Below are 18,369 nucleotides of genomic sequence, written 5' to 3'. Positions count from 1 at the left end.
CTCCGCGCCTCGTCCTCCCGTCGAGCGCCCATCGGCGCGAAACGAGGCGTCGATCGGCACAGGTTCGGAGACGGACCAGTCGAGTGCGCCGCCCCCGACCGGTCGGTATCGGTCGCGGGCCACTACGAGCCGGTGGCGCCGGTGCGCTGGCCCCGCGAGGCCCGCCTACAGCCGGTCGAGCGCCTCGTCGAGGTCGAACTGCTTCGTCGTCTCCTCGAACGACTCCCCGTCGCCGCGCGCCTCGGTCTCGTCGTCGGTCTCGCCTTCCGCGGGCGCGGGGCGGACGCTGACGAGGGCGTCGTCGACCGCGTCCGTCGTCACCGTCGCCGCGAACCGCTCGCGCTCGCTCGCGGGGCCCTCGAACGGTTCGATCCGATCGACGCCGTCGACAGCGCACTCGACCGCGAGGCAGACCGCCGCGCGGAGGCGGTCGACGGTTCCCCACCCGGCCGGCGGGACCCGCGGGAGGTCTCGCTCGCGGAGGCGCCACGTCTCGATCACCAGTTCCGCCTCGCGGGTCGACATCTCTGATCCTCCTTCCGGCGCCGCGAGCAAGTCGCTTTCGCCACGTGCGGAGCCGCGAGTCCGCCCGCCCGTCGCCTCGGTCATCCTCGCGAAACCGAAGCGCTGAACCGTCGGCTCTGAGGACACTCGTTCATGAAGGACAAACGAGTCCTCGTCACGGGCGGCGCGGGATTCATCGGCTCGAACCTCGCGAACCGCCTCGCCGCCGACAACGACGTGATCGCGGTCGACGACACCTACCTCGGCACGCCCGAGAACCTCGACGACGACGTCGAGTTCGTCGAGGCCTCCGTCGTCGACGGCGAGTTCCCGGTCGACGTCGACGCCGTCTTCCACCTCGCCGCGCTCTCCTCGCGGAACATGCACGAGAGCGACCCCCAGCGCGGCTGCCGCGTCAACGTCGAGGGGTTCGTCAACACGGTCGAACGCGCTCGAAAGGAGGGCTGTGACACCGTCGTCTACGCCTCGACCTCCTCGATCTACGGCAGCCGCACCGAGCCCTCGCCGGTCGACATGGACGTGGAGGCGCGCACCGCCTACGAGGCCTCGAAGCTCGCGCGCGAGCGCTACGCCGAGTACTACGCCAACCACCACGACATGGCGATGGCCGGCCTCCGGTTCTTCTCGGTGTATCAGGGGTTCGGCGGCAACGAGGAGCACAAAGGCGAGTACGCGAACACGGTCGCGCAGTTCGCGGACGCGATCGCCGCAGGCGAGTCCCCCGAGCTGTTCGGCGACGGCTCTCAGACCCGCGACTTCACGCACGTCTCGGACGTGGCCCGCGCGTGCGAGCTGGCGGCCGACAACGAGCTGACGGGCGTGTACAACGTCGGCACGCAGGAGGCGTACTCGTTCAACGAGATGGTCGCGATGATCAACGACGCGCTCGGCACCGACGTCGACCCCGAGTACATCGAGTGTCCGTTCGACGGCTACGTCCACGACACGATGGCGGACTACTCGCAGTTCCACGAAGCGACCGGCTGGGAGCCCGAAATTAGCTTCGAAGAGGGCGTCGAACTCGTCTGCGAACCGTACCAGTAAATTCGAACGGGGACGAAGACGGCGGCGGTCAGGACGCGTCGACCGCGCTGCCGGCGGCGACGAGGAAGCCGATGATGGCGGTGATCAGCCCCACCATCCCGATGGCGACGGCGCCGATCTGGAACGCGTCACCGGACAGTCGCTGCGCTGTGAGGAACAGGAAGACGGTCGTGACGAAGCCGACGAGCGCCAGGATCCGCCCGAAGCGGGCGGTGTCGATCCCGGGTTCGCTAGACACGGTTTAGGATCTCCTTGAGGACGCCTTGGTACTCGTCGTCGGTCGCGGCGTTGCCGAGCGAGTGGATCGACTGCGAGATCCACAGCCCCGCCGTGAAGTTGATGAACGCCGCCATCGAGACGGTACCGACCTGTCCCTCGACGAACAGCCCCGTGTACACCGCCCCGATGAACCCCAACACCATGAGGCTGTGCGTGACGAGCGAGCGGGTACCGAAGTCGGCGAGCTGTAGTGACAACCGAGTGCCAACGGCCATATCACTGTGTACGGCCCCGGCGTTAAAGAGGTAGCGCGTGTCGGGGCCTCGTGACGCCACGATCGCCGGCGGTCGCCACGCGGTACCGCACCAGTTTACCGACGCGGCCCCCTAGCCCCTCCCGAATGACTGACGCCGAGCCGACGCACGACGTCGTGGTGTGGGGCGCGACCGGGGTCGCCGGGCGGTTCACGGCCGAGTACCTCGCCGAGCGGTACGGTCCCGACGAACTCTCGCTGGCCGTCGGCGGCCGGGACCGAGCGAGGCTCGACGCGGTCGCCGACGACCTCGCCCGTCGCAGCGACGCGCGGGACGACGTGGCCGTCGTCGTGGGCGACGCCACCGACCCCGAGAGCCTGCGCGCGGTCGCCCGAGACGCGGAGGTGGTGTGTACGACGGTCGGCCCGTACACCCGGCTGGGGACGCCGTTGGTCGAGGCCTGCGTCGAGACCGGCACGGACTACTGCGACCTCACCGGCGAGGTGAACTGGGTGCGCGAGACCGTGGACCGCTTCCACGAGGCGGCGGTCGACGCCGACACCAGGATCGTCCACAGCTGCGGGTTCGACTCGGTCCCGGCGGACCTCGGTACCCTGCTCGCGCAGTCGTGCGCGCGAGAGGCGCACGGCGCGCCCTGCGAGACGGTCCGGATCTACCTCGACGGCGGCAGCGGGAGCGTCAGCGGCGGCACGCTCGCGAGCGCGGGCGAGCTGTTCGAGGCGGCCGCGACCGACCCGCTCGCGCGGGAGACGCTCCGGAACCCCTACTCGCTCGCGCCGCGCGGCGAGCGGAGCGGCGTCGACCCGGGCGCACAGCGGTGGCCGCGGCGGGACGCGCTTCGCGGCGAGTGGACGGCGCCGTCGCCGATGGCCGCGGTGAACGAGCGGGTGGTGCGCCGGAGCAACGCGCTCCTCGGGTACCCGTGGGGGCGCGAGTTCCGGTGTTCGGAGGTGGTCCCGACCGGCGAAGGGGTGCGGGGCGCGGCGACCGCGGGCGCCGTCGCCGGCGGGCTCGGCCTGTTCACGGCCGCGATGTCGGTCGGGCCGCTGCGCTCAGCGCTCCGGCGGTACGTCTTCCCAGACCCGGGCGAGGGGCCAACGCGGGAGGAGGCCGAGGCGGGCCACTTCCGGATCCGCGTCCTCGGACGCGGGACGGCGTCGGACGGTCCCTTCACTGTGGAGGCCGAGTTCGGCGCCGACCGCGACCCGGGGTACGGCGCCACAGCGCGGATGCTCGGCGAGTCGGCCGTCTGTCTGGCGCGCGGCGACGTCGACTCGCCCTTCGACGGCGGCGTGTTGACCCCGGCGTCGGGGATCGGTCGCCCGCTCGCGGACCGGCTGCGCGAGGGCGATTTCACGGTCTCGGTCGACCCGGCCGGACCGACCGTCGGCGAGTGAGCCGCTCAGGCCGACCGCGAGTCCCGCTTCTTGTAGTCGGTGGAGTCGGCGCCGCGGAGCTCTTCGAGTAAGTGGTGGCCGCGCGAGCGCCCTCGCCCACGGAGGTCGCGATCCGCCGGCGGCCGCCGGTGACGTCGCTCGCGGCGTACACCCGGTCGACCGGCGTGGACTGGTCGAGGTCGGTGACGAGGTCCTCGCCCTCGACGGGCACGCCGAGCGTCCCCGCGAGGTCGGTGTAGATGACCGCGGCGGGGTTGTCGCGGTGGCAGTAGGCGTAACACTACGCAGGTGCGTTGTGTATTTCGGACACGTGACGGCCCGAGAGACGAGGGCTCGCGGTCGGCTACTCCTCGTCGAGTGACAGCGCGTCCGTCGGGCACTCCTCGACGCAGGCGGCACACTGGAGGCAGTCGGCGTGGTCCACGACGCCGTCGACCTCGCGGGTCGACCCCTCGAGACCGCCCGGCGAGAACACGTTCCCGTGGTCCGTGACCTCGCCGTCGGCGTACTGCCCCGGACGGATCTCCTGTCGGCAGACCGTCCCGCAGCGGCCGCAGCTCACGCAGGCGTCCGCGTCGACCTCGACGCGCGGTGCCGGATCGCGACCGAGCCCCTCCGCGACGCGGTGGACGGCGTGCGAGAGCGTCCCGGCCGGGCAGATCTGACACCAGGCCCGCTGGTGGTACACGACGCCGAGAACCACCGCGACGAGCGTGCTGACGCCGAGCATCGTGAGGAAGGGCACGCCGAGCGACCCGTCCTGCCGCCACGCGGCGTACAGTCCCGTCCCCAAGAGTCCGGCCGCGGTCAGGCCCACGGCCGCGCGGGTCAGCGGATGCTTGAACCAGTCCGGCGTCCGCTTTCCACGGCTGAACAGGCGGACGTAGCCGTCGAGCAGGCCGCCGCGCGGACAGAGGTGATTACAGTAGAACCGGCCGCGAACGGCGCCGACTCCGACCGCCGCGGCGGCGCAGCCGACGACGCCGACCCCTGCGACGAGCGGGTACCAGAGCGCCGCCGCCAGCAGCCCGACGAAGGCGACGCCGAGGTAGCGCTGCGCGCGTCGCCGTCGTTCGATCGAGCCGTCGTCGACCGGCCGGCGACGGATCGCGTCCAGCCCCCGCTTGTCGAACCACGGGTCCCCGTCGCGTACCCGACGGAACGCCTCGACGAGTCGCTTCGTCCGGTCGCCGGTCGCCGCCGACCGCGCTCGATCCACGAGTTCGCTCGCTCGGGTTCGCAGGCTCATCTTCGACGCGGACGATCCTGTCCGGCGCGTCGAACTTAGTAATTTGGAAAGCACACAATACTACACAATCAATATCCCGTACCGCCCGTTCGTCGCGACTCCGGCCCGTCGCGAGGCTCGGCGGTCACCTCGTCCGAGGTGGGATCGAGCCCGGCCGGCGGACCGGCTGGTGGCGTTCGGCGAGGCGCCGGAAGTTCCCGAATATCTGCTTGCTCGTCCGCGCCGCCTCGACGGACTCGTCGGTGATCCCCTCCAGCACGGAACGCTTCCGTTCGTCCGGGAGGTCTTTCCCCTCAGTCACCCAGACCGCGGTCTCGCGGTCGTACTCCGGGTGGAACTGTACTCCGTAGGTGTTCCCAAGGCGGAAGGCCTGAACGCCGAAGCCGTTGCGTGCGAGCGTCGCCGCGCCCGGGGGAAGCTCGGCGACGCGGTCGGAGTGCGTCTCGAAGCTGGTGAACCGCTCCGGGAGCCCCCTGAACAGCGGGTCCTCGCCGAGCCGCACGACCCGCTCGTATCCGAGCTCGTACTCCCCCATGTCGACGACGCGGCCGCCCAGCGCCTGCGCGAGGAACTGGTGGCCCCAACAGATGCCGAGCGTCGGGACGTCCGCCAGGTGGACCCGACGGATCCACTCCGTCAGCTCGTGGATCCAGTCGCGATCGTCATACGCTGAGGTCTGCGACCCGCTGATGACGACGCCGTCGAACCGCCAGCCGGACGCCGACACCGAGGGCGGGAACTCCCCTTCGCTCGGCTTGTAGACGGCGACGTCCGCGTCGAGCTCTCGTCGGAGGTTCGACTCCGCAGGGGTGTCGCCGACCGACGCGTCGATCACTGCGAAGGTTGCGCTCATGCGTCTACCGAGGCGCGCTGCGGCCAAATCACTTTGCAGGTAATGTGCTATACACACACTACCGATATCCGCCTGACGAGAGCCGGCAGCGCCCGTTCGGTGCCGAACCGAGGCAGCGAGGCGTCCACCCGGTCAGACGATCTCCGAGATCGCTTCGCGGAGGGACAGCCCTTCGCCGACGACGTCGCGTCGGTAATGCATGTAGACCGCGCCGAGCGGCGGCTGGATGACGTACGCCAGCGCGATCGGTAGCACCGCCCCGGATGGCACCGCGTCCGCGGCGACGACGATCGCCAGCGCGATCGACAGGTTTCGCATGCTGGTCGCGTACACGAGCGCGACGCCGCGCCGCGGGTCGAGCAGCGTCCGTCCGACGGCCGCGGCGACGCCGAGGACCGCCGCGTAAAACACCACCAGCGGGACGACCGTCACTACTGACGCGGCCGGATCCGCGAGGATCTGACCGGACCGCATCGTCATCGCGACGAACACGATCAGCATCACGCCCAACGACGACAGTCCGCCGAACAACGGCTTCAGGCGCTTGAAAACCGCCTTTGAATACCGCCGAAGCAACAGCCACCGAGTGGCCGTCCCGGCGGCCATCGGGACGACCACCACCTGCGCGAGCTGTCGGTACAGCGCCGAGGGGTCGAACCCGACGTCAGCGGGCACGAGCACCGACAGGTACGCCGGGAGGATCACGATCGCCGCCAACAGGTTGACCGCCATCGCGACCAGGGCCGCCTCGAGGTCGCCGTCGGCGAGGCCCGTCCACGCGGCGGTCATTCCCGAGGTCGGTATGAGCGCGATGAAGTACAGTCCGACGGCGTACTCGACGCCGCCGCCGAAGAAGCCCCGCGAGAGGGCGACCGCGAACAGCGGCGCCGCGCCGAAGTTGATCAGCAGGCTTAATCCCACGGGACCGGCGTGGTCGCGGACGTTGAGCACCTCCCGGAGATCGATGTTGATCATCATCGGGTAGATCATCAGGAACAGGATCGGGACGACCGCTGCTCGGAGGACCGACGTCGTCTCCGAGCCCGCGACCTGGCCGACGGCCAGCCCGGCGACCAGCGAGGCGACGACGACGTAGATGAGGTTCTCCTTGAGTCCGGTGAGGAACGGGCGTATCATCTGCTGGACGTGGACGAGTTGTGATGCGCGCGCTTGCCGTGCCGATGCGTTCTCTTCCGTGGGGCGGGCGTTCGATCTGTCATCTCTCGACTGTCCGATCGGCCGGCCGTCGACGTCGCCGACCGGCTTCGGGACGCTATACGCGATATCGTGCGACGCAACCAAAAATGTATGGTCTATACAACCGTGTGACTCACCGTGAGGCCCTCGGTCGCGGTTCCGGCCGCACACTTCGCCGACGAGGGGCACTGAGACTTGTTCATGACGTGTTCGCGACGCCGATATCCGAGATTACGGACGGCGAGAGCAGTGCCTAGTGTACACAATCACACGTCGGTGACCGCTCGGCGGAACCGTATACGGGTCAGTCCGGCTTCAGGATGGGATCGACCCCGAAGTCGTGGCCGAGGAAGGAGTCGTGCGTCGGTCTCCCGCGCGTCGCCCGCTCGCCCTACATGTAACCGAGGTCGCGCAGGCGCTCCATCAGGTCCTCCTTGTCCTGGGCGCGGCCGGCGCGCTCGGTCGTGTCCTCGAGGTTCTGGAGCCACGCGGGCTCCTCGGTCGTCTTCTCGGTCGAGACTTCGCTGCCCAGCGAGCGGAACCCGGCGAAGTACTTCGGCGAGATCGGGATGTCCTCCTGGGTGACGCCCTCGGGGAGGTCGTCGTCGGCCTGCGGGATGTACCCCTCGTCGGGGAACGCCTCGACCGTGTCCGGCACGACGAAGTTCCAGAAGGCGTCCCACACGTCGGCCTCGGCGAACTGGAGGATGGGCTGGATGCGGTCGTGCGGCGGGAAGAGATCAGGATCGTGGCGCGGCGAGAAGAACGTCTCGTCGGCGCGGGCCTCCTGTTCGTCCCAGCGGACGCCGGAGATGACGCCGTCGATGTCGTGCTCCTCTAAGGCGTCGTTGAGCGCGACCGTCTTCAGGAGGTGGTTGCCGACGTAGGTGTCGAGCAGGAAGGGGAACGAGTCCTCCTCGAACTCCAGGATCTCCCGGATGTGGTGCTGGTTGTGATCCGAGAGCGCGTCGACGGGGATGTCGTCGCCCGGCTCCAACCCGTGCTCGTCGACGTAGGCGCCCACGTCCTCGTTGCGGGCGTACACGAGGTCGATATCCCACTGGTCGGCCCAGTGTTCGACGAAGTCGGTGATGTCGTCGAAGTGCTGGAAGTGGTCGATGAACACCGCGGTCGGCTTCTCGTAGCCGTACTCCTCGGCGACCTGGTTGATGAAGTACAGCGTCAGCGTGGAGTCCTTCCCGCCCGTCCACATCACCGCGGGGTTGTCGTACTGTTCGAGCCCGCGGCGGGTGACCTCGACCGCCTTCTCGATTTTGTGCTGGATCGACGGGTAGTCGTCCGGGCTCTCGCCCTCGCCGTCGGTGTAGTCGACGTCGACGCTCGCCGGGAAGTCGTCGCTCATACGCCGTAGCAGTCGCCGCCGAGACCAATATGCTTTCTGAATCGGGGTCGCCCGCGAGTCGGTCCCGCGGTCGGCGGCCGCCGCCGCGGTCCCGCGGAACACAAGGGATATGCCGGCCGCCCCGGAACCGTCGCCCATGGGTCTGTTCGACCGGCTCCGCGGCGACGACGACGAGCGCGTCGTCTTCCTCGGGATCGACGGCGTACCGCTCGACCTCGTCGAGGACCACCCCGACGTCTTCGAGAACCTGACCGACATCGCCGAGACCGGTTCCGGGGGGCGCTTGGAGAGCATCGTCCCGCCGGAGTCGAGCGCGTGCTGGCCGAGCCTCACGACCGGGAAGAACCCCGGCGCGACGGGGGTCTACGGCTTTCAGGACCGCGAGGTCGACTCCTACGAGACGTACGTCCCGCTCGGGCGCCACGTGAAGGCGACCCGGCTGTGGGACCGCGTCACGGACGCCGGGCGCGACGCGACCGTCCTCAACGTCCCGGTCACGTTCCCGCCGTCGACGCGGGTCCAGCGGATGGTCTCCGGGTTCCTCTCGCCCGACCTGGAGTCGGCCGCGAGCGACGACGAGGTGCGCGAGACGCTCGACGGGTTCGACTACCGGATCGACGTGAACGCCAAGCTCGGCCACGACGACGACAAGACCGAGTTCATCGAGAACGCGCACGCGACGCTCGACGCCCGCTACGACGCCTTCTCCCACTACCTCGACCGGGACGACTGGGACCTCTTCTTCGGCGTGTTCATGAGCACCGACCGCGTGAACCACTTCCTCTTCGGTGACTACGCGACCGACGGCGAGTACAAGGAGGAGTTCCTGGCGTTCTACCGCGAGCTCGACGGTTACATCGGCGAGATCCGCGACTCGCTCGACGACGACACCACCCTGATCGTCGCCTCCGACCACGGGTTCACCCGACTGGAGTGGGAGGTGAACTGTAACCAGTTCCTCGCCGACGAGGGGTGGCTCTCGTACGCCGCCGACGACCACGACGCGCTCACCGACATCGACGACGAGACGCGAGCGTACTCGCTCATCCCCGGGCGCTTCTACCTCAACCTGGAGGGCCGCGAGCCCAACGGCGTCGTCCCCGAGTCCGAGTACGAGGCGACCCGCGAGGAGCTCATCGACGACCTCGAATCGCTCACCGGCCCCGACGGCCGACAGGTGTGCCGCCGGATCGTGAAAGGCGAGACCGTCTTCGACGGCGACCACGACGGTATCGCGCCCGACCTCGTCGTCATCCCCGCGGACGGGTTCGACCTCAAGTCCGGCTTCTCCGGCAAGGAGGCCGTCTTCACCGAAGGCCCGCGCAACGGGATGCACAAGTTCGAGAACTCGCTGCTGTACTCGACCGACCCCGACCTCGACCTGTCCGACGCGAACCTCTTCGACGTGACGCCGACCGTCCTCGACCTGCTGGACGTCGAGGCCGACGACGAGTTCGACGGCGAGAGCCTGCTGAGCTGACGGCGCTCGCTGCCGCGCGTTACTTCTCCGCCGTCGGCCGCGAACAGCGCAGACAGAGGATCCCGGTCCCCGCCCAGTTCACGTGGGTCGACCCGCAGTGCGGGCACTGGTGAGTCTCGTTGTTGTACTCGGTCGTCCCCCGGGGCGCGGCGAGGTGACCGTCGTCGACCGCGCGCTCGACCAGTCCGGGAAACCGCTGCTTCTTGAACCGGGCGCGATGCGCGAGGAACTCGCCCGGTCGGCTCGGGTCGCTCCCGTGGAGGTCCTCCCACTTGATCGCTATCTCGCCGTCCGCCTGCCCCCGCGCGACCTGTTTGACCGTCGCGGCCGCGGCCTCGAAGAGCGGGGTCGTCGCGAGCGCCTGCGGGGAGTCGACCGCGTCGCCCGCGGCCGCGTACCGCTCGGCCGCGTCGTCGTAGGCCGCTTCGGCGCCGTCGAGGCCGCCCGCGACCCGGAAGTCGGCCACGAACTCCGCGAGGCAGGCCGTCTGTCCCGGCTCGTCGAGGACCGTCTCGAAGTCGCGGGCCGCGGCGAGCCCCTCGACCGCGCGCTGGGTCGCGCGCCCGTCGCGGCCCGCGGCGCGGTACGCGACCGTCGCCGCGAGCAGCTGCTGGAGCCCCTGCCCGATCCATCCCTTCTCGTCCGGTTCGAACGGGTCGCGATCGGGGCGCGGGTCCGCGAGCACGCGCCGTCCCCCTCGCGTGTAGCGGTTCCCGGCGCGCTCGTACTCGCGGCTCGCCAGCGCGTCGACCGCCGCGTCGTGGTGTCCGCCGTCGTTCGTGTTCACACGCGCGATACGGGCGGGGACGGGTTACGCCTGACGCCCCGGCGCGGGCGTCCGCTCCGCGAGGGCCCGGTAGAACGCCACGGAGTAGGTCGTCCACAGCGCGCCGAGGAGGCCGGTGACCGCGACCACGCCGACTCCGACGCCGACGGTCCCCAGCGTGCCGAGTTCGACGCTCGGCAGCCACGCCGGGGCCGTGTCTATCGCGGGCGGCGCGAGCGTCAGCGCCGCGGCGGCGACGAGGAGGCCGAACGGCGCGCCGACGGCGGCGAGGATGACCGTGTACGGGATCGCGGCCCCGAGGTTCGACCGCACGAGCCGGACGCTACGGCGGAACGCGGCGACGAGTTCGGCGTCCTCGACGACGACTGCGTGCGCGTAGAACTGGAGGAAGAACGTGACGAGCAGGTACGCGCCGAACAGGCCGACGACGATTATTCCGAGCACCGCGACGAGCGTGACGTCCTCGGCGGGGATCCGAACGAACCCGGCGGGCCCGCCCACGACGCTCCCTGCGACGCCGAGGACGATCCCGACGACGAATAGGAACCCGAACGCGAGGCTCACGCCCACCAGCGCGAGGTACGCGACGAGCAGCGGCAGGTAGTGGTCGCGGCCCGCGGCGACGAGCGTCGCGACGCCCGTCCGACCGTCGAGCGCCTCGTCCGCCATGGCGAGCAGGCCGCCCTGGAAGAAGGGGACGACGAGGATCAGCACGCCGAACGTCAGCGCGGAGACCGCGGCCGCGAGCCCGGGGCTCGCGGTCGGCCGCACGATGAGGTCGGGGAACTGCGCGAGCGCGAACAGCGCCGAGACGGCGACGAGGACGGGATTCCTCGCGACGCCGCCGACGGCCGGTCGGATCGCGCGGAGGGCTGGCATTGACGCTCTTTGTCGCGGAGGACGCTAAAAGCCTCTCGGCGCCCGCGAGGTCCCGACCATACTTACTCCCGGGCGCCGAACCCGTCGTATGGAGAGCCCGGACGGCGCTACCCGCTCGGCGTCGGACTCGATGTCGGGGACCGCCTCGCGACCGGAGCCAGAGTCATCGTCGCCGCAGACCAGCGGTCTGGTCGAGTGGCTCCTCGTCGCCGCGCTGCTCGCGGTCCCGATGGCGGTCGTCCCCGGCGACGGCGCGCCGACACTGGTGAGCCTCTGGGGGTTCGTCACGCTCGGCGGCGACGGCGGCGGGATCGGCGGCTACCCGGTGTGGGCGTACTTCCTCGACCAGCCGCGCCCGTTCGCGACGCTCCCCCCGTCGATCCGGGCGTGGCCGCTCGCGCTCGGCTTCCACCTGCTCGCGGCCGGGAGCGCCACGAGCGGGGTCGCGCTCGGCCGCGAGGACCGCCGGGTCACGGGGGGCCTCCTCGTGCTCGCGGCGGCCGCGACGCTGTGGGTCGCGGCGGGGCTGGGCGTGCGCTTCGGCGTCGGGACGACCGCCGGCTGGCTGGCCGTCCTCCCGATGGGAACGGTCGCGACGCTCGCGGTCGGCGCCGTGCGCTACGGAGGCGATCTCCGGCGGATCGTCGCTCGGTGACGACCCGGATCGACCGGACCCCGGCCGGCCCATCTATCGCTCTCCTTCCCGGACCCGGGACGCATGACTCCGTTCGTGACGGTGCTCGGCGCGACGAGCGCCGCGAGGCTCCCCAGTCCACTCGGCGCGGTCCCCGTGTTCTTCAGCGCGGGTGCCCCACCAGACGTACGACGCCGCCCTCAGGTTCGCGCCCGGGGCGATGACCGCGGCCAGCGTGTTCGGTCTCGCGGCCCCGGGACTGGAACGGGGGACGCTCCCGGGGGTGACGACGGGCGCGCCCGTCGGCGGCGTCGGCCCTCTCGACCGGGCCGTGCTCCGTCGCATCCGGGTTCGCACCGGGCGGGATGCGCGCGGTCGCGTTCCGGGAGCTGGTCCCCTCGCCGTCGTCGACGCGGTTATCGTCGTCTGAGCAGGGCCGATTTTCGCGACATCGGTCTCGACCGCGGTCGCGTTCCGCGTGGTAGAGCGCGCGTCGAGGCGGGTTTCCCGCAAGGATTAATCGACTCGACCGCGTCGAGGGGCGCGATGACACGAACCCGGTTCCCGCCCTCAGCCTCCGACGGCGACCGCCCCCGACCGAACCGGCGCGGACGTACTCGCGGACCGGGCGAGGCGTGCGAGGGGGGACGGTGACGCTGTACGCCGTCGATGCGATCGACGATGCGATCGACGCGACGCGGTCGCTGCTCTGGCCGTTCGACGTGGGACGGTGGCTCCGGCTGATGCTCGTCGTCTTTTTCGTCGGCGGCGCCGGGGGCTCCACGACGTCGCAGTTCGGGGGGAGCGCCTCCACCGGCTCCGGCCCCCAGCCGGGGTCGCTCCCACAGCCGTACCCACCGGAAACGGTCCTCCCCGGCGGCGCCGAGCTACTCGTGATCGGGGCCGTCCTGGCGGCCGTCGCCGCGGTCGTCCTCGGACTCCTGTTCGTCGGGTCGGTGATGGAGTTCGTCTTCGTCGAGTCGCTCCGCCGAGAGGCGGTCTCGATCCGGCGGTACTGGCGCGACCGCTGGCGGGCCGGCGTGCGGCTCTTCGGCTTCCGACTCCTCCTCGGCGCCATCACGCTGACGCTCGCCGGCGCGGTGCTCACGCCAGCGCTGTTGCCGGCGCTCTCCGGCGAGGGGTCCGTCGCCGTCGGACTGCTGCTTCTCGCGGCACCGGTGTTGCTCGGACTCACCGTCGTCAGCGGCCTCGTTGGGGGGTTCACGACGAACTTCGTCGTGCCCGTGATGCTGGTCGAGGAGCGGTCGGTGGTATCCGCGTGGCGCCGGTTCTGGCCCGTGCTGACCGGGCAGTGGAAGCAGTACGCCGCGTACGTCGCCCTCGCGTTCGTGCTCCGGACCGCGGCCGGAGTCCTTTCGGCCGTCGCGGTCGTTTTCGGCGTGATCGCGGCCGCAATCCCGTTCGGAATCACCGGGGCCGTTGGGCTCGCGCTCCTCTCGGTCGCCACCCCGGTCGGCGCGGCCCTGATCGCCGTCTCGGTCGTGCTGTTCGTGCTCGCGGTCGTCGCCGTCGCCCTGTTCGTTTCGGTGCCCGTACAGACGTACCTCCGGTACTACGCGCTGTTCGTGTTGGGGGACACCGACGCCGAGTTCGACCTCATCGCCGAGCGGCGACGCGCGGTCAGGGAGTGATTCCGCGAAGTCCCTGGCCCGGAGACCGGCCGGTGGCTCCGACTACTCGTTCTCCGGGCTGCTCGGATGGTAGTCGGTGTCGTACTGTCCCGGGTTCCCGTCCACGCGGTCGGGGTTGATCCGACCGCCGAGCAGCATGAAGTCGAGGACGGTACAGTACAGCATCGCCTCGACGACGGGGACCGCCCGCGGCGGGAGGACCGGGTCGTGGCGGCCGACGACCTGGATCTCCTTCTCCTCGCCCGTCTCCCAGTCGGCGGAGCGCTGCTTCTTCGGGATCGAGGTGGGCGCGTGCCACGTCGCCTCGCCGTAGATCGGCTCGCCGGTCGTGATCCCGCCCTGGAGGCCGCCGTGGTCGTTCCCCTCGGGGACGGGGTCGCCCTCGTCGCTCTCGACGTGATCGAACGACTCGCCGTCGTCGAACGTCCAGTCCTCGTTGCGCTCGCTGCCGGCGACGTGGTTCGCGTCCTTCCCGAGCCCGTACTCGACGCCGGTCGTGGCGGGAATGGAGAACATCGCCTGCCCGAGCCGCGCGGGGAAGCTGTCGAACCGCGGGGCGCCGAGCCCGCGCGGGACGCCGCGACACTCGAAGTAGATCGACCCGCCGATCGAGTCGCCCTGCTCTTGGTACTCCTCGATCAGCTCCTGCATCTCGGCGGCCGCCTCGGGGTCGGCACAGCGCACGTCGTTCTCCTCGCTGCGTTCGAGCAGCTGTTCGAAGCTCACCGGGTCGGCCTCCACGTCGCCGATGCGGTTGACGTGGGCCTTGATCTCCACGTCGTGCTCCGAGGCGTCGAGGACCTGCTCCGCGACGGCGCCGGCCGCGACCCAGTTCACCGTCTCCCGGGCCGAGGAACGCCCGCCGCCGCCCCAGTTGCGCGTGCCGAACTTCGCCGAGTAGGTGTAGTCGCCGTGCGAGGGCCGGGGGGCCGTGACGTACGGCTCGTACTTCCCCGAGCGCGCGTCCTTGTTCTGGATCACCATGCCGATCGGCGTGCCGGTCGTGTACCCGTCCTGAACGCCGGAGTTGACGACGACCTCGTCGGGCTCGCCGCGCGAGGTGGTGATCATCGACTGACCCGGCTTGCGCCGGTCGAGCTGCGCCTGGATGGCCTCCTCGTCGAGTTCGACGCCCGCCGGCACGCCGGAGACGGTGACGCCCATCGCGTCGCCGTGGCTCTCGCCGTAGGTCGTCAGCTGGAAGAGTCGACCGAACCGGTTCCCGTTCATACCGGTACGTGTGGCCGGGGGCATATAGGGGTTGCAATCCGCGCAACGGGTGACGACCGGGCGCACGCACCCAAATTCAGCTTTCCGCTGAGGTTGCTCGCCGAGCGTCACGGCTCGGGCCGCTCGCCGAGCGTCACGGCTCGGGCCGCTCGCCGAGCGTCACGTCGAGGGTCTCCTCGCTACCGTCGCGCACCACGGTGACGGCGACCGTGTCGCCGGGGTCCGTCTCCAGGGCGAGGTACCGCGAGAGGTCGGGGTTGTCCGCGATCTCGGTCCCGTCGAGCGCGACGATCACGTCGCCGCCGGTCGGCACCGTCGCGCCGTCGACAGTCGCCTCCCCGTCCGTGCCGCGGAGGACGCCGTCGGCGGGGCCGTCGTCGACGACGCCGGCGACGTAGACGCCGCTGGCGTCCGGGAGGTCGTTGCCGGCCGCGAGCAGCGGATCGACCCGAACGACGCTCACGCCCATGAACGAGTGGTCGTAGCTCCCGGTCTCGATGAGCGCCGGGACCACCTCGTTCACGAGCCGCGCGGAGACGCCGAAGCCGATGTTGTCGCCCCGCGTCGCGGTCGCGACGCCGACGACCGTGCCGTCGAGGGTGACGATCGGCCCCCCGCTGTTGCCGGGGTTCAGCGCCGCGTCGGTCTGGATCGCGTCCGCGATCGAGAAGCGGCCGGGCGCCGTCGACGCCGGAATCGTCCGGTTACGCCCGCTGACGATTCCCTGGGTCGCCGACCCCGACAGGCCGAGCGGCGCGCCGACGACGAGGACCCGGGTGCCGACCGGCGGGAGGTCGGTCGCGACCGGGAGCGGGTCCCCGGGGAGCCCCGCGTCGAGTTCGACGACCGCGAGGTCGCTGTACGGGTCGCGACCGACGACGGTCGCGTTCACCCACGTCTCGTCGGTCGCCTGAACGCGGATCGTGTCGGGATCGCCGATCACGTGGTCGTTCGTCACCAGGTGCGTCTCGTCGTAGAGAAACCCGGAGCCCTGTCCCGCGGCGCCGCCCTCCCCCGGCCCGAAGACGGTCTCCCGGCTCTCGACGTACGTCTGGACGCGCGCGACCGACGGGACGACGGCCTCGTACACGTCGACGTAGTCGGGGTCGTCGGCGGTCACCGGCGGCTCGATCTGCTGTTTCCCTCGCGGAGCGTCGTCGTCGGTCGCCCCGCCGATCGCGCCGAGACAGCCGGCGGTCGACGCGCCGGCGATCGCCGCCCCGACCCCGAGGACCTCGCGTCGGGTTCGTTTCATACCATCCGATAGGAGCCGCGCTCGATTAAGCGATCGGCCGCCGAGGCCTCGACGCCGCGACCGAGTCCCCCCGCGGTCCGGTCCGGGACCGATGGGGGTATGTAACGGGATCCCGTTGGTGAAAGCGTGCGCGACCGCCTCACCTCCGACCTCGGCGTGTACGCCCTCTCCGGGCTGTTCTCGCTCGTCGTCTTCGTGCTCGCGCTCGGCGTCCTCTCGCGGACGCTCCCCGGCGGGCTCGCGAGCCGCCAGCTCGGCGGCCTGATCCTCGGTTACCTCCTGTTCGTCGGCGTGTACACGACGGCGTGGTTCATCTACACCGGGATCGACAGCCGCGAAGAGGTCTAACGGGGGGTCGTCGCTCGCAAACGCCGGTTCCGGAACCGCGGATCCGGCTGCCGAACCGTTTTCACGCCGCCCCGCGACGGGGGCCGTATGAGCCGGGACACCATCTCCTTCGACGTCGACGACCGCGGGGTCGCGACGGTCACCGTCGACCGACCGGAACAGCTCAACGCGCTCACCGTCGAGACGCTCGAAGCGATCGAGGACGCGCTGGACGAGGCGGCCGACCGCGACGCGCGCGCCCTCGTGATCGCCGGCGCGGGCGACGAGGCGTTCGTCGCGGGCGCCGACATCTCCTACATGGTCGAGATGTCGACGCCGGAGGCGCAGGCGTACGCCGAGCTCGGCCACCGCGTCGCGGACGCGATCGAGTCGTTCCCGGCGCCGACGGTCGCCGCGGTCGACGGATACGCCTTCGGCGGCGGCTGCGAGCTCGCGCTTGCCTGCGACCTCCGGGTCGCGGCCGAGAGCGCGGTCCTCGGGCAGACGGAGATCGACCTCGGGATCATCCCGGGCTGGGGCGGCACGCAGCGCCTCCCGGCCCTCGTCGGCGACGAGGTCGCGCGGCGGCTGATCTTCCTCGGCGAGCGCATCGACGCGGCCGAGGCGGCCGAGGTCGGCTTCGTCGGCGAGGTCGTCGCCGACGAGGACTTCGACGACCGGATCGACGAGCTGACCGGCGAGCTGGCGGCGAAGCCCGCGACCGCGCTGCGCGCCGCGAAGGAGGCGCTGAACGCGGCCGGGGACGGCGCCGCGGCGACCGGCCACGCCCTCGAACGCCGGGCGTGGGCCGGCCTGTTCGGCACCCACGACCAGCGCGAGGGGATGCGGGCGTTCTTAGAGAAACGGGAGCCGGAGTTCGAGTAGACAGTTCCGGCGGACGCGAGTCTGTTGCGGCGACGTTCATGTCGATCGACAGTTCGCGTACGAACGTTCGGGCGCCGCACTCCGTGCCATCGTCTCCCACCGCGATCCCGTAACCGCCACGCTTTATTAATCCGCCCGAGTACCCGCGACATGGACCAGTTGCGGCAGTCGCTCCTCGACGCGCCGATCATCGAGAAAGGCGAGTACCAGTACTTCGTCCACCCGATCAGCGACGGCGTCCCGATGCTCGAACCGGAGCTGCTCCGGGAGATCGTCATCCGGATCATCCGGAAGGCTGAGCTCGAGAACGTCGACAAGATCGTCACCCCCGCGGCGATGGGGATCCACATCTCGACCGCGCTCTCGCTGATGACCGACATCCCCCTCGTGGTCATCCGGAAGCGCCAGTACGGCCTCGACGGCGAGGTCCCGCTGTTCCAGGAGACCGGCTACTCCGAGTCGGAGATGTACATCAACGACGTCGAGGAGGGCGACCGCGTGCTCGTGCTCGACGACGTGCTCTCGACGGGCGGCACGATGAAGGCCATCCTCGACGCGCTCACCGACGAGGTCGGCGCCGACGTCGTCGACGTGGTCGCCGTGATCAAGAAGGCCGGCGAGAACGAACTCGACGACACCGACTACAACGTGAAGACGCTGATCAACGTGACCGTCGAGGACGGCGAGGTCGTGATCGTCGACGCGCAGGGCGACGAATAGGCCGTCCGCAGCGGAACCGCGGTGAAACCCGCGAATTTTCTGGTTAGCCGCTTATAGGTAGTCGACTACGCAGCGGCGACGAACTCCTCTAAAGCCCCAGCCGTGAGGACTCGCGCGGCTCGTTGCGCGCCTCGCTCGGTCGCTCGCGTTGCTCGCTCCGTCGCTGCGGTGCTTACTGCGCCGTGCTTCGTCCTCACGGCTGCCCCTTTGAGTCCCGCCCCGTACCGCACCCTCACGCCTCCCCAGCCTCGCGGCTCCCGTCGCTTCGCTCCGGTCGCCGCGTCCCTCGCACGCGCACCTCGCGCCCTGCCGGGCGCTCGGCGGCGCGCGCCGACCGCATCGCTGAGTCAATTTATAAACCCGGCGCCGTCCTTCATCGCTGCCGGCCGCGGGCGCCT

20 protein-coding genes are annotated in these 18,369 nt (G+C 70.5%); 9 read left to right on the top strand and 11 right to left on the bottom strand.

Annotation, left to right across the window (positions count from 1 at the left end):
- Positions 1–165 precede the first annotated feature (165 nt).
- Positions 166–525: a hypothetical protein gene (locus AMR74_RS10575; protein WP_053772033.1), complete on the bottom strand. Its 360-nt coding sequence runs from the start codon at positions 523–525 to the stop codon at positions 166–168.
- Between the two features lie 132 nt (positions 526–657).
- Here AMR74_RS10575 and AMR74_RS10570 point away from each other — a divergent pair, with 132 nt between their 5' ends.
- Positions 658–1,569: an NAD-dependent epimerase/dehydratase family protein gene (locus AMR74_RS10570; RefSeq protein WP_053772032.1), complete on the top strand. Its 912-nt coding sequence runs from the start codon at positions 658–660 to the stop codon at positions 1,567–1,569.
- Between the two features lie 28 nt (positions 1,570–1,597).
- On the opposite strand, the gene AMR74_RS10565 is transcribed toward AMR74_RS10570, so the two are convergent.
- Together AMR74_RS10565 and AMR74_RS10560 are read right to left on the bottom strand one after the other, a co-directional pair.
- Positions 1,598–1,807, bottom strand: a complete 210-nt coding sequence (locus AMR74_RS10565; protein ID WP_053772031.1) for a hypothetical protein — start codon at positions 1,805–1,807, stop codon at positions 1,598–1,600.
- The gene (locus AMR74_RS10560) at positions 1,800–2,063 is read right to left on the bottom strand and encodes a hypothetical protein (protein ID WP_053772030.1); all 264 of its coding nucleotides are present in this window, start codon (positions 2,061–2,063) and stop codon (positions 1,800–1,802) included. The genes AMR74_RS10565 and AMR74_RS10560 overlap by 8 nt, the downstream gene beginning before the upstream one ends.
- Before the next feature lie 125 nt (positions 2,064–2,188).
- On the opposite strand from AMR74_RS10560, the gene AMR74_RS10555 reads away from it, so the two are divergent.
- Entirely contained in the window at positions 2,189–3,460 is a 1,272-nt protein-coding gene (locus tag AMR74_RS10555; RefSeq protein WP_053772029.1) for a saccharopine dehydrogenase family protein, read from the top strand.
- A 343-nt stretch (positions 3,461–3,803) separates the two neighbouring features.
- Here the strand turns inward: AMR74_RS10555 and AMR74_RS10550 are convergent, their stop codons facing one another.
- From AMR74_RS10550 to AMR74_RS10535, 4 genes are all read right to left on the bottom strand, one after another.
- A complete protein-coding gene (locus AMR74_RS10550; RefSeq protein ID WP_053772028.1) occupies positions 3,804–4,709 on the bottom strand; it encodes a 4Fe-4S binding protein in 906 nt (301 codons plus the stop codon).
- A 124-nt stretch (positions 4,710–4,833) separates the two neighbouring features.
- Positions 4,834–5,562 (bottom strand): type 1 glutamine amidotransferase, encoded by a 729-nt coding sequence (locus tag AMR74_RS10545; protein ID WP_053772027.1) that lies wholly within the window; start codon positions 5,560–5,562, stop codon positions 4,834–4,836.
- A 132-nt stretch (positions 5,563–5,694) separates the two neighbouring features.
- A complete protein-coding gene (locus tag AMR74_RS10540; protein ID WP_053772026.1) occupies positions 5,695–6,699 on the bottom strand; it encodes an arsenic resistance protein in 1,005 nt (334 codons plus the stop codon).
- 451 nt (positions 6,700–7,150) lie between these two features.
- Positions 7,151–8,122 carry a phosphoadenosine phosphosulfate reductase family protein gene (locus AMR74_RS10535; protein WP_053772025.1) on the bottom strand — a complete coding sequence of 324 codons (972 nt, stop codon included), beginning with the start codon at positions 8,120–8,122 and terminating at the stop codon, positions 7,151–7,153.
- Positions 8,123–8,258: 136 nt separating this feature from the next.
- On the opposite strand from AMR74_RS10535, the gene AMR74_RS10530 reads away from it, so the two are divergent.
- Positions 8,259–9,602 (top strand): alkaline phosphatase family protein, encoded by a 1,344-nt coding sequence (locus tag AMR74_RS10530; RefSeq protein ID WP_053772024.1) that lies wholly within the window; start codon positions 8,259–8,261, stop codon positions 9,600–9,602.
- 19 nt (positions 9,603–9,621) lie between these two features.
- Here AMR74_RS10530 and AMR74_RS10525 read toward each other — a convergent pair whose 3' ends face one another.
- Positions 9,622–10,389: a hypothetical protein gene (locus AMR74_RS10525; protein ID WP_053772023.1), complete on the bottom strand. Its 768-nt coding sequence runs from the start codon at positions 10,387–10,389 to the stop codon at positions 9,622–9,624.
- Between the two features lie 24 nt (positions 10,390–10,413).
- Positions 10,414–11,268 (bottom strand): DUF7847 domain-containing protein, encoded by an 855-nt coding sequence (locus AMR74_RS10520; RefSeq protein WP_053772022.1) that lies wholly within the window; start codon positions 11,266–11,268, stop codon positions 10,414–10,416.
- 88 nt (positions 11,269–11,356) lie between these two features.
- Between AMR74_RS10520 and AMR74_RS10515 the strand changes: the two genes are divergently transcribed.
- From AMR74_RS10515 to AMR74_RS10505, 3 genes are all read left to right on the top strand, one after another.
- Positions 11,357–11,923, top strand: a complete 567-nt coding sequence (locus tag AMR74_RS10515) for a TIGR04206 family protein (protein ID WP_053772021.1) — start codon at positions 11,357–11,359, stop codon at positions 11,921–11,923.
- Between the two features lie 151 nt (positions 11,924–12,074).
- The gene (locus AMR74_RS10510; RefSeq protein WP_053772020.1) at positions 12,075–12,332 is read left to right on the top strand and encodes a hypothetical protein; all 258 of its coding nucleotides are present in this window, start codon (positions 12,075–12,077) and stop codon (positions 12,330–12,332) included.
- Between the two features lie 220 nt (positions 12,333–12,552).
- The gene (locus AMR74_RS10505) at positions 12,553–13,554 is read left to right on the top strand and encodes a DUF7544 domain-containing protein (protein WP_053772019.1); all 1,002 of its coding nucleotides are present in this window, start codon (positions 12,553–12,555) and stop codon (positions 13,552–13,554) included.
- A gap of 42 nt (positions 13,555–13,596) precedes the next feature.
- Here the strand turns inward: AMR74_RS10505 and aroC are convergent, their stop codons facing one another.
- Positions 13,597–14,784 carry a chorismate synthase gene (gene aroC, locus AMR74_RS10500; RefSeq protein WP_053772018.1) on the bottom strand — a complete coding sequence of 396 codons (1,188 nt, stop codon included), beginning with the start codon at positions 14,782–14,784 and terminating at the stop codon, positions 13,597–13,599.
- Positions 14,785–14,917: 133 nt separating this feature from the next.
- On the bottom strand, positions 14,918–16,039 hold the full coding sequence (locus AMR74_RS10495) for a S1C family serine protease (RefSeq protein WP_053772017.1): 1,122 nt from the start codon (positions 16,037–16,039) through the stop codon (positions 14,918–14,920).
- 126 nt (positions 16,040–16,165) lie between these two features.
- Here AMR74_RS10495 and AMR74_RS10490 point away from each other — a divergent pair, with 126 nt between their 5' ends.
- The 3 genes from AMR74_RS10490 to hpt all read left to right on the top strand — a co-directional run bounded on the left by AMR74_RS10490 (position 16,166) and on the right by hpt (position 17,971).
- Positions 16,166–16,387, top strand: a complete 222-nt coding sequence (locus tag AMR74_RS10490; RefSeq protein WP_053772016.1) for a hypothetical protein — start codon at positions 16,166–16,168, stop codon at positions 16,385–16,387.
- A gap of 87 nt (positions 16,388–16,474) precedes the next feature.
- Positions 16,475–17,251: an enoyl-CoA hydratase/isomerase family protein gene (locus AMR74_RS10485; RefSeq protein WP_053772015.1), complete on the top strand. Its 777-nt coding sequence runs from the start codon at positions 16,475–16,477 to the stop codon at positions 17,249–17,251.
- A gap of 150 nt (positions 17,252–17,401) precedes the next feature.
- A complete protein-coding gene (hpt, locus tag AMR74_RS10480; protein ID WP_049982181.1) occupies positions 17,402–17,971 on the top strand; it encodes a hypoxanthine/guanine phosphoribosyltransferase in 570 nt (189 codons plus the stop codon).
- Positions 17,972–18,369: the final 398 nt, after the last annotated feature.

The organism is Halorubrum tropicale (genome assembly GCF_001280455.1).
Classification (GTDB): domain Archaea; phylum Halobacteriota; class Halobacteria; order Halobacteriales; family Haloferacaceae; genus Halorubrum; species Halorubrum tropicale.
The sequence above is the reverse complement of the archived record's forward strand: the minus strand, read 5'-3'. Positions and strand labels throughout refer to the sequence as shown.